Below are 12223 nucleotides of genomic sequence, written 5' to 3'. Positions count from 1 at the left end.
CGCTTACCGAAGGGGAGTCGTATGGAGAAGAAGTTCATCGGCTGGCGCGTCGTCGTGGCGACCGGCCTGCTCTACGCGTTGCTGGGCAACTTCGGCTTGGCCGCCGCCCAGCTGGCCATTCCGGCGATGGCCGTCGATCCGACCGTCGCCATGAACCGCAGCATGATCGGGCTCGGCTTCACCGTGTTCATCCTCATGCAGGGCTTGCCGGGGCCGCTCATCGGCAAGTTCATCGCGCAGTACGGCGCGCGGAAGGCCTTCATCGCCAGCTCGGTGCTCATCGTCGCGACCGGCGTGCTCATGGGGCTGTTCGCCGGCGCGAGCACGGTTGCCTACGTGGTGCTGTTCGGCGTGCTCTTGAGCTTCTCGTGCACGCTCGGCGGCCAGATCGCCACGCAGACGACGGTCGGCAGCTGGTTCGTGCAGAAACGCGGCTTGGCCATGGCCGTGACGATGGGTCTGGGCGGCCTCGTGGCCTTCGCGTTCCCGCTCGTCACGACCGCGGCGATGGGGGAGGCCGGCAACTGGCGCAACGGGTTCTACCTCATCTCGGCGATGGCGGTCGTCGCGCTCGTCATCGCGTTCGCCCTCATGAAGGACAAGCCCGAGGACGTGGGACAGGTTCCCGACGGCGCGCTTCCCGTCGACGCCGCAGCCGATGCGGGCGCGCAGCGGGCCGAGGCGGCGCGGGCGGCATCGAGGGCCTCGAAGGTGTACAAGACCGCGCGGCCCAAGACGAGCAAGGAGGCCATGCGCAGCCTTCCGTTCTGGCTGATCTGGCTCGGGTCGTTCAGCGTGTTCGTGGCGCTCAACCTGGCGGTGTCCTCCGGCGTGCTCTACTTCTCGGGCCTGGGGCTGGACGTCGGCGTCATCGCGGGCGCGGTCGCGGTGCAGGGCGTCGCCGCCGTGGCGGTGAACCTGGTCATCGCCCCGCTTGCCGACCGCATCGAGCCCGCGCGCATCCTGGGCGTTTGCGCCCTGCTCGCGGCGGTCGGCGCGTTCCTGGCGTTCATGTGCGCGCCGGGCAGCGCGGTCGTCCTGTACGCGTACTACATCCTGCTGGGCATCGGATTCGGCGGCAACACGAGCGTCATGCCCACCGCTTTCGCGAACTACTTCGGCATCGAGGACTTCCCGAAGATCATGGGCATGGTGCTCCTCCTCCTGTCGGTGTTCTCCGCGCTGGTGCCCCTCATCGCCGGTGCCGTGTTCGACGCGATCGGGACGTACGCGCCCATGTTCTTGGCGGTCGCCATCGTCGCCGTCGTCGGCGGCGTCGCGTCGTTGCTGGTCCCGTTCCCCAAGAAGCGCTAGGGACGGGTAGGTTTGCAAAGACGGTGCTACGACCTGCTCGTTCCCGGTCATGAGGAAAAATCGAAATGCGTTTTCATGATTGCAGCATGCGACTCGAAGGGCGGTTGTCTACAAGCCTTCGACCAATTCGATGAGGTTGATGTCGAGCCCGTCAGCTATTTTGCATAGATTTTCGAAACCGATATTGCACTGGCCGCTTTCCACATCGCTCACATAAGCCTGTCCAAGACCGACCATCAAGGCAAAACGTCGCTGCGAAAGTCCTTGGGCTACCCGTGCTTGCCGTATTTTCAGGCCCAATTTTACCTTGCGTTCATTTATATCCATAATGGGTAAAGGCTATGTGGTAATATTGTTCTGTTGATATTGAATTCAATATCAACAGAACAGAAGAACGTTCTTCGAGAAGAGGGGCACATCTGCGAAGAAGAAAGCCGTCAGCGGTGGATAGAGGCGCGCGGCGATCTGCTGTTCGAGGCAGGCAAGCACGCGGAAGCCTTCAAAGGCCATGCGGGGTGGACGTCGTTCGATTTCGGCTCAGGAAGTAATCTCCGTTCGGAGGAGGAAAAGTGGACGAGCAGATGGGGATCGATCCGGAGTTCGACGACGTCCGAGCGAAGACGAACGGCCTCATCCTCAAGATTTACAGCCAGCCGATAGACAACCTTCTCCTCGCCTGCTGCGATGACCTGAGGAAAATCATCCCGTTCGATCATTCCTTCACGAGTTTCAACGATGAGAGGGATTTGGTCGGAAGCACCTTCAACTACCTGAGCAACGACACGGACGAGGAGCTGCTGTCGCTCTACGCGAACCGCTATTGCAAAATCGATTTTCTTTCCTGGTTCTACAACCAGCGGCAGCCCGCAACGCTTCGCGCCACAGACCTGGTGTACCCCGAGGTTATCGAGCGTTCCCGGATCCACACAGAGTGGGAAAGCCGGATGGGGGTCTTCTACACGGCGATCGCCTGCATCGCCGCCAACGACATTATCTACGGCACCATATCGCTCATGCGCTCGAAGGAGCGCGGCGATTTCACCGACAAGGAGGTGCGCGCGCTCGACGAGGTCAACCAGCATCTGTGCAACCGGTTCGCGCTGACGTACCCCCACGGGGTCAGCCGTTCCATGGTGGACGCCAGCATCGACCCCATCGCATCCGCCTTTTCCTTCACGCATCGAGAGTGGGAAATCGTATGTCTTCTGATACGAGGGTTCTCGCGGGCGAGCATCGCAGACGAACTCTGCATCAGCGGGAACACCCTCAAGCACCACATGGCCAACATTTACCGAAAGATGGACGTCTCCAACGCGCAGCAGTTCTTTGCCACGCTGGGGCAGGCCGGCGCGGCTTTGCACAGCCTCGGAAGCCCCACGGCGTAGGTTTCGGGCGCGGGCTGCGGGTTGCCATCGGCCCATGCGATTCTCGGCAAAAAGCGGATGCCAACAACGTGTGTTGGCATCCGCTGCACCTATAAGGCGCTGGGCATATCAGTTCAAAGCGCCTGCCTAGTCGATGTTCTTGTCCTCTTCCGTGGGATCGGGAAAACCGCCGACGCCTTTATTCACCAACAACAGCTTTCCCAACACGTAGTACGCCACGAAGGTGAAGACGCATACGGCGATGGTGGCGGTGCAGTATGGGAAGAGCGGATGCGGTACGCACATGAAGGGGTCGAATATCTGCAGATACAGAACAATCGACGCAATGAAAACCCCGATCGCAACCCAGTTGAAACCGCCCCAGAAGTAATACTTCGAACCGCGGGCGTTGTTGTACGCGTCGCGGATCGATATATGCTTCTTCCTGAAAAGGTAGTAGTCGACCAGCTGCATAATCGAGATGGGCGCGCACGTCATGCTGGAAATGCCCAAAATGATATAGAAGTTCGCGTACAGGTCTTCTGCCCAAATCATGCCGATGAAGGCAACGATGATGATGAGCCCCGTCACCTTGCCCCAGGAGAGCTTCAGGAAGCCCTTCACCTGTTTCAAGCCAATACCCAGGTTGTAGAGCATGACGGAGCATGCGGTGATATCGGCGCTTATCACCAGCAGCAACGCGATCGTGCCGAGCGCCAGGCCGCCCATGGGAATCATCCATGCGGTCGGGTCGGTGGCTCCGATGAGCAACGCCGCAGCAACGCCCATGACGGTGCCCAAAGTCGCCGCGAACACCAGGCCGATAATGTTGGGCCAAAACGCCGCCCTCGTGGTCTTGCACAGCTTAGCCAGACCGCCCATGTTGGGCCACCACGAGAATCCGGCGCCGAGGCTCAGCTCGAACGCGATGAGGAAATTGAGCCACTCGCTATCGAACGGCGCAAGGGGCTGGGCGGCCAAGACGGTGTCCCAACCATAGTTCGCGCTGATAACCACCGCGAGAAACAGCAGGATGATAATGAAAATGGGAGCCACGATGGTGTTCATCTTCTTCAAGAGCACCGGGCCCTTCCAAGCAACCATCCAGCAGACTGCGCCAGCCACCATCGACAGGATAACCACCGGCAATCCCGTGCCGATGTCTATCCCGCTGAATCCCAATACGATGTTCGCCACCGCTTTGGCGACCATCATGCACAAGATGATGAGCCACGCGATAACGAAGACGGACATCAGCACCAGGAACACCTTCGTGCCCTTCCCGCCGAGCACGCCTCGGACCGAGGTAAAGGCGTCCACGCCGTATTTCGAAGAGATCACCTGCGTTGCCAGAGACATGAGCAGCACCGCCACGATGTTGCCCGCAATGGAGGCAACGAGTGCCGTTTGCACCCCCACGTACGTGGCGAGCGTACCGCCCGTGATGAAGCACCACGCTGCACAGGCAAAGCCGGTGATGACGACCGTTTGATCTTTGAAACCGTAAATGCGCTCGCTCTTGAGAACGGGCATCGACTCGCTTTGAGCCTCGTTATTGACATCTGTTCCAGCCATACTGCACCTCCTTAAAACCCCTTAAAAATACAGGACCGCATACCAGAGCACTGGCAACAACCCGAGCACGACGAACATCGCGGCGATAAGCACGTTGTCGGCCTTGTTCAGCCCTGCAACAAGCGTTCCTTCGCGTTCCGCTCGCTCTATTTTCGCGATGCGTTCGAACAGTTCGCCTTCGTGCTCTTCGTCGAAGTTCGTATGGCCCCCGATTTCGGATCTGATTTCCTCTACATCGCTCATGACAGCTCCTCCTAGGACGTTTCAAAAAGGATGCGCGGGCCCCGGCCCCTGCGCCCGGAGCCCGCGCTCTCCAATTTTTTGATTGCTGACCAGGTCGTTACGCCGAAGGCTCCTGCTGCGTGATGCAATGAATGTTGCCTCCGCCGTAGACGACTTGGCGGGAGTCCACGCCGACGCATTCGAATACGCCCGCGCCCCACGTCTCGTCGTAGATGCTCTGGAGCGTCTCTACGGCGCGCGCGTCGTTGGCGTCGCCGTACTGCGGCACGATGCAGCCGTGGTTGGTCACCAGGTAGTTCATGTACGAGGCGATCTGAGGCTCGTCCTGCGCGGTTCGCGGGTTGACGAGGTCGATGGAGGCAGCCTCCGCTTCGGACATGTAGCAGGGCTTCTCGGGCATGGGCAGCTTGTAGACCTTGAGCTTGCGTCCTTTTGCGTCGGTGGCGTTGGAAAGCGTCTCGTAGATCTCGTGGCATTGCCGGTAGAAGGGATAGTCGGGATCGTCCGTCCAGATGCAAGCCATCACGCCGGGCGCGATGAACGTCGCACAGTCATCGATATGCCCATTGGTCACGTCCGGGTCGATGCCCTCCTTGACCCAGATCACCTTGTCGATCCCGAGATACTTCTCGAGTTCGGCGGTCATGTAGTCGCGCAGCTCGTCGCTGAACGGCGCATACGTGCGCGCGTACTGCGGCCAGTCGCCCGCATCGGGCTCGTCGGCGACCAGGGCGCAGGCGGTCCTGCCGGCGGACAGCAAGCAGGATTCGGTGACGACGAGCGTGCCCTCGCCGTCAACGGTGATCGAGCCGCCTTCGAGGATCACATGGTCGGGCCGATAGGTGCGCACGCCAACGTAGTCGGCCATCTTCCGGGCGATCTCGGCGTCCTTGTCCCAGGGGAAGTACAGGCCGTCCACCAGGCCGCCGTAGGCGTTGAAGTGCCAGTCGGTCGCGGCCTTGCCGCCCTTGCCGTCGACGAGGAAGGTGGCGCCGGTGTCGCGGAACCAGGCGTCGTTGATGCTCATCTCCAGCACCTTCACGCGCTCGTTGTCCTTGAACACCGCCTTGCAGTTGGCGTAGTCGGCCTCGTTGCAGCACATCACGACGGGCGTGAACCGGGAGATCGCATGCGCAATGCCTGCGTAGGTGCGCTGGGCGGGGACGGCGCCGAAGGCGAACGTGTCGGGACGGTTGGGCCAGCCCATCCAGACGCGATCCTGCGGGGCGAACTCGGCGGGCATGAAAAAGCCGTCAGCTTTGGGATGAGACATGGATTCGGTGATCTGATTCATTCGATCTACCTCCTAATCGCATTGCATGATTGCGGAAAACGAGCCGCAGCTCGCTTGCGGGGCTGCGGCTCGTTGGCGGGTTCTAAAAGTCGTAGTTGTGAATACGGGGGGTGAGCAGGTCTTCGACCTTGCCCTGATAGTGGTTCTCGAGAGCCTCGCTCGTGTTGCGACGCAGAGGCCACAGGATGTAGACCAGGATGCCGCGCTGCGCGTAGAGTCGGTTCTCGCCCAGCGGAAGCAGAGCGGACTGGGGCCCGTCCCAAACCGCGTCGGTCATCTCCCAGTTGCGGTTTCCGGGCAGGTAATGCATGACCCACGCGCTCTTCGGAGCATGGGACAAGAGCTCTTCGTTGATCTGGTACTTCGGATAGAAGACGTCGAAGGCTTCTTCCTCGCTCACGCCTTCCTTGTGGTAGTTCACGACGCCGGTGTAGAAGAAGTCCGTTTCCGGGGCGTACTCGATCGGGTCCTCGGTGCAGATGATTTCTCCGTTGCCGTCCTCGGCGGCCTGCTTGCGGCACTGCTCGAGAAGATCCTCGCTCGGCCAGAACTTCTTGGGACCCGCGCAGATGACGCGGATGCCCAGACGGGGGAAGAGCGAGAGATGGTCCATGAAGACGCAGTCGAAACCGTCGGCACCGTCGCCGAGCCACATGAAGGTGCAGTCGGAGAGCTTCTTTCCTTGAGGCTTGCGCTCGATCATCGTGATGAGGTCGGCGATGACCTGCGTCGGATGGTGCTGCTCCTGGCTACCAAAGCCGTCGGCACGGAAATCGTTGCAGCTCATGCCGGAAATGACGGGGACGGTGGAGTTTGCCACGACCTCGTCGATGACGCGCTGGCTCTTGCTGCGGATCATGATGGCGTCTGCCATGCTCGAGATGATGGCCGCGGTCTCGGCGATGTCCTCCTGACCGGAGCCTGAGTGCAGAGAGCTGCCACCGAGGAACATGGCATGCCCGCCGAACTGGGTCATCGCGGTCTCGAAGCTCACGCGAGTGCGGGTAGACTGCTGGTCGAACATCATCGCAAGGGAGACGTCCTTGAGAAGGGGGAGGCGCACGCCTTTCTCTTCCATTTCCTTGAGCAGCAGACAGGTGTCGAGCAACTCGTCGATCTGCTCGACGCTCCAGTCGCTCAAACGGTTCATGTCCATGTAGTGTTCGTGCTTCACTTCCATCACTCCTTAGACTTCGCGGAACACCGCCTCTCGGGCTCCATTGGGTAAGAAGTGTATGGACGAGCGGGAATAACCCTCAATGACCCCTCGGAGCCATTTCGAAGGTGAGGGCGTCGGTACGATGGGGTGTTACTGCGCGTTCGGCGTGCGCAACGGCGGGGGAACCGCGTTGCGACGGCGGGTGAACCGCGTGAGATCCGCGTCGGATCGGCGTGGAAAAGCGCTATACTGTACGAACAAGTGTTTTGGTTGTCGTGAAACGAGGAGGCGACGGTGGCGAAGGAGCGCACGTACGTGTGCATCGACTTGAAGAGCTTCTACGCGAGCGTCGAGTGCGTCGACCGCGGGCTCGACCCGCTCGCCGCGAACCTGGTCGTGGCCGATCCCGAGCGCACGGAGAAGACCATCTGCCTGGCCATCACGCCGTCGATGAAGGCGCTCGGCCTCTCGAGCCGCTGCCGCGTGTTCGAGATCCCCGCGGGCGTGGACTACGTCATGGCGAAGCCGCGCATGCAGCGCTACATGGAGGTGTCGGCCGACATCTACTCGATCTACCTGCGCTACGTGTCGCCCGAGGACGTCCACGCGTACTCCATCGACGAGTGCTTCATCGACGCGACGCCGTACCTCGCGCTGTACCGGATGAGCGCCCGGCAGTTCGCCGTCATGCTCATGGACGCGGTGCTGGCCGAGACGGGCGTGTGCGCCACGGCGGGCGTGGGGTCGAACCTGTTCCTCGCCAAGGTGGCGCTCGACATCACGGCGAAGCACGCCGAGGACCGCATCGGCTACCTCGACCAGGCCGAATTCGAGCGCTCGATCCAAACCCACCGGCCCATCACCGACATCTGGAACATCGGCCCCGGCATCGCGAAGCGGCTGGCGAAGTACGCCGTGTACGACCTGCGCGGGGTGTGCGAGATGAGCGAGAGCACGCTCTACCGCGAGTTCGGCGTAAACGCGGAGTACCTGATCGACCACGCCCACGGCGTGGAGCCCTGCACCATCGCCGACATCCACGCCTACGAGCCCGGCGGGCATTCTCTGGGAAACGGCCAGGTGCTGCCGTGCGACTATTCCTACGACGAGGCGAAGGACGTGCTCAAGGAGATGGTGGACCAGCTCGTGCTCGACCTCGTGGACAAGCGCCTCGTGGCGGCGTCCATCTCCCTGTACGTGGGCTACGCGAAGGATCCGGGGGAGCGCGCGGGCGAAGCGGACGGCGCGTTCTTCGACGGCGGGCACGGCAGGCGGCCCGCGAGCGGCCGGCGCGGGGGCGCGCATACCGGCGGCACGCGCAAGCAGGCGGATCGCACGAACCTCTACTCGAAGCTCATGCCGCGGTTCCTCGAGCTGTTCGAGGAGACGACGCGCGCCGACGCGCCCATCCGCCGCATCAACGTGGGCTTCGGCGGCGTGCTTCCCGAGGAGTTCGCCACCATGGACCTGTTCGCGGACGTGGAGGTGGAAGCCGAGGAGCGCCGGCTGCAGCGGGCCGTGCTGGCCGTGAAGGACCGCTTCGGCAAGAACGCGCTTCTGCGCGGGACCAGCTTGAAGGAGAAGGCCACGGCGCGCGAGCGCAACGAGCAGATCGGGGGCCATCATGCCTGAGCGCCGCCCCCGCGCCGACCGCGCGCAGCAGTTCATGCCCTTCGCCGCGCTCAAGGGCTACTACGACCTCATCCGCGAGCGCGAGCGCGTGGCAGAGCCGAAGCGCGAGCTGACCGACGAGGAGGCGCTCGAGCTGTCGCAGCGTCTCGCGCAGGTGGAACGCCGGACGATGGCGAGCGTCGTCTACCACGACGGCGAGGCGTACGTGACCGCGCGCGGCCTCGTCAGCGACATCGACCTCGCCGGCCGCACCATCACCGTCGTCCGCACCCGCATCCCCTTCGACGATATCGCGGAGATCGACGAAGGGGATGCGCTCTAGGCCGAACCGCCGCCGATGCGCAAGAGGTCCGAGCGTCTGAGCGGAGGCGCCCGCAGGGCGCCGTAGTCGAAGGATTGCACCATGGCGTGCAAGCTGCTTTCCAATGGGCGTACGTCTCTCAGACGCTCGGCTCCACGAAGCGAGCGAGGGCGTCGTTCCAGTAGCGCAGATACGTGCGGGCGTCGTTGCCGTCGAGGTCGAGCTGGTAGAGCCTGAACATCACCGTGCGGTTCTTCGGCTGCCATTGCTCTTCGTAGGTGTAGCGGTAGCTCATGCCGAGGCGCTTCATCACTTCGCCGCTGCGCGGGTTCTGCACGTCATGCGTGGCGGTGACGAAGGGCACGCCGTCGGCTCGCAGCCGCTCGAGGACGACGGCGCACGCTTCGGTGGCGATGCCCTGGTGCCAGAATGAGGAGCGCAGGCCGTAGCCGAGGTCGTGGCTTTCGCCCAAGCTGGCATGCACGTAACCGATGGGCGCGCCGCCGTCTTTCAGGCAGACGGCATAGGCATAGCCGCGGGGCTGCCGATAGACGCTCGCGTAGCGTTCCTCGAACACCGCGCGCGCCTCCTCCAGCGACTTCACGGGGAACCAGGGGAGGAAGGTGTTCGTCGCCTCGTCGGCGTAGATGGCGAAGAGGTCGTCGAGATCCTCCTCGTCAAAGCGCCTCAGGCGAAGCCGCTCCGTTTCCAGGTCGGGCGTGTTGAGCGGGTTCGAGGATGCGGTTTCGGGCCTCATGCCAGGTACCTCCCGGTGATGCTTTCGGGGTTCTCGGCTATCTCGGCGGGGGTGCCGACGGCGACTATGCGGCCGCCGGACTCGCCGCCGCCGGGGCCGAGGTCCACCACGTAGTCGGCGTTCGCGATGACGTCGAGGTCGTGCTCGATGACCACCACGGTGGCGCCGTGGGCGACGAGGTTCTCGAACACGCGCAGCAGGGTGCGCACGTCGAGCGGGTGCAGGCCGATGGTGGGCTCGTCGAACACGAACACGGCGTCGTCCTGCGTGCGCCCCATCTCGCTGGCCAGCTTGAGGCGCTGCGCCTCGCCGCCCGACAGCGCCGGCGTGGCCTCGCCGAGGGTGAGATAGCCCAGCCCCAGGTCGTGCAGCGTGTCCAGGCGGGCGCGCACCTTCTTCAGGTCGGACGCGGGCGTGCGCGCCTCGTCCACCGTCATGGACATGAGCTGGGGCAGCGTGCAGCCGGGGTCGTCGCAACCGGCGCCCGGCCGATGGACGAGATCGGCCTCGGGCGCGTAACGCGAGCCGCCGCACGCGGGGCAGACGATGTCCACGTCGGGCAGGAATTGCACGTCCAGGCTGATGGAGCCCGTGCCGTCGCAGACGGGGCAGCGCAGCTTTCCGGTGTTGTAGGAGAAGTCGCCCGCCTTCAACCCGGCCGCCTTCGCCTCGGGCGTGCGCGCGAAGGCGCGGCGCAGCTCGTCGTGCACGCCGGCGTAGGTGGCCACGGTGGAGCGCACGTTCGAGCCGATGGGCGTGGCGTCGATGAGGTTCGCCCGCTCGATGCCCGCGGCCTCGACGCGCTTCACGTGGGAGGGGAGCGCGCTGCCGCTCGCGTTCGCCGCCAGCGCCGGGATGAGGCTCTCCAGCACGAGCGTCGTCTTGCCCGAGCCGGACACGCCGGTGACGGCGGTCAGGCGGCCGCGCGGGATGGCCGTCTCGAGCGGCTTCACGGTGTGCAGCGCGCCGGTGGCCAGCTCGATGCGGCCGCGGGCGAACACCTCGTCTGCGGGGATGCGCTCGCGCACGCGCACGGTTTCCGCGCCCGACAGGAAGCCGCCGATGAGCGAGTCGGGGTTCGTCTCCACCTCGGCCAGCGACCCCTGCGCGACGACGCGCCCGCCGTCGGCGCCCGCGCCCGGGCCCATCTCCACCAGCCAGTCCGCCGCCCGCAGGATGTGCGCGTCGTGGTCCACCATGACCACGGAGTTGCCGTCGGCGATGAGGTCGCGCATGACCTCGATGAGCCCGTCGATGTTGGACGGATGCAGGCCGATGGACGGCTCGTCCAGCACGTACAGCACGCCGGTGGTGCGGTTGCGCACGGCGCGGGCCAGCTGCACGCGCTGGCGCTCGCCGGTGGACAGCGTCGAGCCCGCGCGGTCGAGCGCGAGGTAGCCCAGCCCCAGGTCGACGAGGCGGCGCGCCGTGTGCTGGAACGACTCGACGATGCTCGCCGCCATGCGCCGCATCTCGGGCGGGAGGCCGCCGGGCACGGCGTCTGCCCATGCGACCAGCTCCTCGAGGGTCATCTCCGACGCTTGCGCCAGGTTGATGCCCGCCACCTGCGGTTTGCGCGCCTGCTCGGACAGGCGCGTGCCGTGGCAGACGGGGCAGGTGCCCTGCTTGAGGAAGCGGGCCACGCGGCGCAAGCCCTTCTCGTCCTTCACCTTCGCCAGCGCGTTCTCCACGGTGTAGACGGCGTTGAAGTAGGTGAAGTCCAGCTCGGCGAAGGCGTCGGTCTTCTTCGCCTTGTACAGGATGTGCTTCTTCTCGGCAGGGCCGTGGAACACGATGTCGCGCTCCTCGGGCGTGAGCTGGTTGAACGGGACGTCGGTGCGCACGCCCATCTCGGCCGCAACCTGCTTCATGAGGTCCCACATGAGCGTGCTCCACGGCACGACGGCGCCCTCGTCGATGGTGAGGCTCTCGTCGGGCACGAGCGACGCCTCGTCCACGGTGCGCACGATGCCCGTGCCGTCGCACTCGGGGCAGGCCCCGTCGCTGTTGAAGGCCAGCTCCTCGGCGCCGGGGCCGTAGAACTCCACGCCGCAGACGGGGCACGTGATGGGCCGCTCGGCGGCCACGTTGAGCGTAGGCGGCACGCGGTGGCCGTTGGGGCACACGTGGCTGCCCGTGCGCGAGAACAGCAGGCGGAGGCTGTTCAGCAGCTCGGTGGAGGTGCCGAAGGTGCTGCGCACGCCGGGGACGCTCGGGCGCTGGTGCAGCGCGAGGGCGGCGGGCACGTAGAGCACCTCGTCCACCGAGGCGTGTTCCGCCTGCGTGAGGCGCCGGCGCGTGTAGGTGGACAGCGCCTCGAGGTAGCGGCGCGACCCCTCGGCGTACAGCACGCCGAGGGCGAGCGACGACTTGCCCGACCCCGACACGCCCGCGATGCCCACGAGGCGGCCGAGCGGGATGTCCACGTCGACGTTCTTCAGATTGTGCACGCGCGCGCCGCGCACCTGGATGCGATCGGGCGCGGGCGCGTGGGTGTGCGCGATGGGTTCCATGTCGGTCGGTTCGCCTGCTTTCCTCGACGGTTTCCTTGACATGGTACTGCACTGCGCGCCGCCGCCGTTCT

At 64.4% G+C, this 12223-nt stretch carries 12 protein-coding genes; 4 read left to right on the top strand and 8 right to left on the bottom strand.

Annotation, left to right across the window (positions count from 1 at the left end):
* Positions 1 to 21: 21 nt before the first annotated feature.
* Positions 22 to 1314 carry an MFS transporter gene (locus GS424_RS09310; RefSeq protein ID WP_160942459.1) on the top strand — a complete coding sequence of 431 codons (1293 nt, stop codon included), beginning with the start codon at positions 22 to 24 and terminating at the stop codon, positions 1312 to 1314.
* A 108-nt stretch (positions 1315 to 1422) separates the two neighbouring features.
* On the opposite strand, the gene GS424_RS09305 is transcribed toward GS424_RS09310, so the two are convergent.
* The gene (locus tag GS424_RS09305) at positions 1423 to 1614 is read right to left on the bottom strand and encodes a helix-turn-helix domain-containing protein (protein ID WP_244977508.1); all 192 of its coding nucleotides are present in this window, start codon (positions 1612 to 1614) and stop codon (positions 1423 to 1425) included.
* Positions 1615 to 1692: 78 nt separating this feature from the next.
* Positions 1693 to 1824, bottom strand: a complete 132-nt coding sequence (locus tag GS424_RS18060; RefSeq protein ID WP_280527508.1) for a hypothetical protein — start codon at positions 1822 to 1824, stop codon at positions 1693 to 1695.
* A gap of 59 nt (positions 1825 to 1883) precedes the next feature.
* Between GS424_RS18060 and GS424_RS09300 the strand changes: the two genes are divergently transcribed.
* Entirely contained in the window at positions 1884 to 2699 is an 816-nt protein-coding gene (locus GS424_RS09300; protein WP_160942460.1) for a helix-turn-helix transcriptional regulator, read from the top strand.
* A gap of 126 nt (positions 2700 to 2825) precedes the next feature.
* Here GS424_RS09300 and GS424_RS09295 read toward each other — a convergent pair whose 3' ends face one another.
* From GS424_RS09295 to GS424_RS09280, 4 genes are all read right to left on the bottom strand, one after another.
* Entirely contained in the window at positions 2826 to 4253 is a 1428-nt protein-coding gene (locus tag GS424_RS09295) for a purine-cytosine permease family protein (protein ID WP_160942461.1), read from the bottom strand.
* Positions 4254 to 4274: 21 nt separating this feature from the next.
* A complete protein-coding gene (locus GS424_RS09290; protein ID WP_160942462.1) occupies positions 4275 to 4496 on the bottom strand; it encodes a hypothetical protein in 222 nt (73 codons plus the stop codon).
* Positions 4497 to 4593: 97 nt separating this feature from the next.
* The gene (locus tag GS424_RS09285; RefSeq protein ID WP_160942463.1) at positions 4594 to 5790 is read right to left on the bottom strand and encodes an agmatine deiminase family protein; all 1197 of its coding nucleotides are present in this window, start codon (positions 5788 to 5790) and stop codon (positions 4594 to 4596) included.
* 82 nt (positions 5791 to 5872) lie between these two features.
* Positions 5873 to 6970, bottom strand: a complete 1098-nt coding sequence (locus GS424_RS09280; protein WP_160942464.1) for an ornithine carbamoyltransferase — start codon at positions 6968 to 6970, stop codon at positions 5873 to 5875.
* Positions 6971 to 7243: 273 nt separating this feature from the next.
* On the opposite strand from GS424_RS09280, the gene GS424_RS09275 reads away from it, so the two are divergent.
* Together GS424_RS09275 and GS424_RS09270 are read left to right on the top strand one after the other, a co-directional pair.
* The gene (locus GS424_RS09275; RefSeq protein ID WP_160942465.1) at positions 7244 to 8581 is read left to right on the top strand and encodes a Y-family DNA polymerase; all 1338 of its coding nucleotides are present in this window, start codon (positions 7244 to 7246) and stop codon (positions 8579 to 8581) included.
* On the top strand, positions 8574 to 8903 hold the full coding sequence (locus GS424_RS09270) for a YolD-like family protein (protein WP_160942466.1): 330 nt from the start codon (positions 8574 to 8576) through the stop codon (positions 8901 to 8903). Before GS424_RS09275 ends, GS424_RS09270 begins: the two co-directional genes overlap by 8 nt.
* Before the next feature lie 118 nt (positions 8904 to 9021).
* Here GS424_RS09270 and GS424_RS09265 read toward each other — a convergent pair whose 3' ends face one another.
* Together GS424_RS09265 and GS424_RS09260 are read right to left on the bottom strand one after the other, a co-directional pair.
* Positions 9022 to 9639 carry a GNAT family N-acetyltransferase gene (locus GS424_RS09265; RefSeq protein ID WP_160942467.1) on the bottom strand — a complete coding sequence of 206 codons (618 nt, stop codon included), beginning with the start codon at positions 9637 to 9639 and terminating at the stop codon, positions 9022 to 9024.
* Positions 9636 to 12152, bottom strand: a complete 2517-nt coding sequence (locus GS424_RS09260) for an excinuclease ABC subunit UvrA (RefSeq protein ID WP_160942468.1) — start codon at positions 12150 to 12152, stop codon at positions 9636 to 9638. The genes GS424_RS09265 and GS424_RS09260 overlap by 4 nt, the downstream gene beginning before the upstream one ends.
* Between the last annotated feature and the right edge of the window lie 71 nt (positions 12153 to 12223).

The sequence above is a fragment of the Eggerthella guodeyinii genome, assembly GCF_009834925.2.
GTDB lineage: Bacteria > Actinomycetota > Coriobacteriia > Coriobacteriales > Eggerthellaceae > Eggerthella > Eggerthella guodeyinii.
Note: the sequence above shows the minus strand (reverse complement) of the source record. Positions and strands in the feature narration are given on the sequence as shown.

What these genes read in the sequence shown, in the direction of transcription:
- GS424_RS09285 (WP_160942463.1), bottom strand. Translation starts at nt 5,790, where the DNA reads ATGAATCAGATCACCGAATCCATGTCTCATCCCAAAGCTGACGGCTTT.
- GS424_RS09280 (WP_160942464.1), bottom strand. Translation starts at nt 6,970, where the DNA reads ATGGAAGTGAAGCACGAACACTACATGGACATGAACCGTTTGAGCGAC.
- GS424_RS09265 (WP_160942467.1), bottom strand. Translation starts at nt 9,639, where the DNA reads ATGAGGCCCGAAACCGCATCCTCGAACCCGCTCAACACGCCCGACCTG.
- GS424_RS09290 (WP_160942462.1), bottom strand. Translation starts at nt 4,496, where the DNA reads ATGAGCGATGTAGAGGAAATCAGATCCGAAATCGGGGGCCATACGAAC.
- GS424_RS09270 (WP_160942466.1), top strand. Translation starts at nt 8,574, where the DNA reads ATGCCTGAGCGCCGCCCCCGCGCCGACCGCGCGCAGCAGTTCATGCCC.
- GS424_RS18060 (WP_280527508.1), bottom strand. Translation starts at nt 1,824, where the DNA reads ATGGCCTTTGAAGGCTTCCGCGTGCTTGCCTGCCTCGAACAGCAGATC.
- GS424_RS09260 (WP_160942468.1), bottom strand. Translation starts at nt 12,152, where the DNA reads ATGGAACCCATCGCGCACACCCACGCGCCCGCGCCCGATCGCATCCAG.
- GS424_RS09295 (WP_160942461.1), bottom strand. Translation starts at nt 4,253, where the DNA reads ATGGCTGGAACAGATGTCAATAACGAGGCTCAAAGCGAGTCGATGCCC.
- GS424_RS09310 (WP_160942459.1), top strand. Translation starts at nt 22, where the DNA reads ATGGAGAAGAAGTTCATCGGCTGGCGCGTCGTCGTGGCGACCGGCCTG.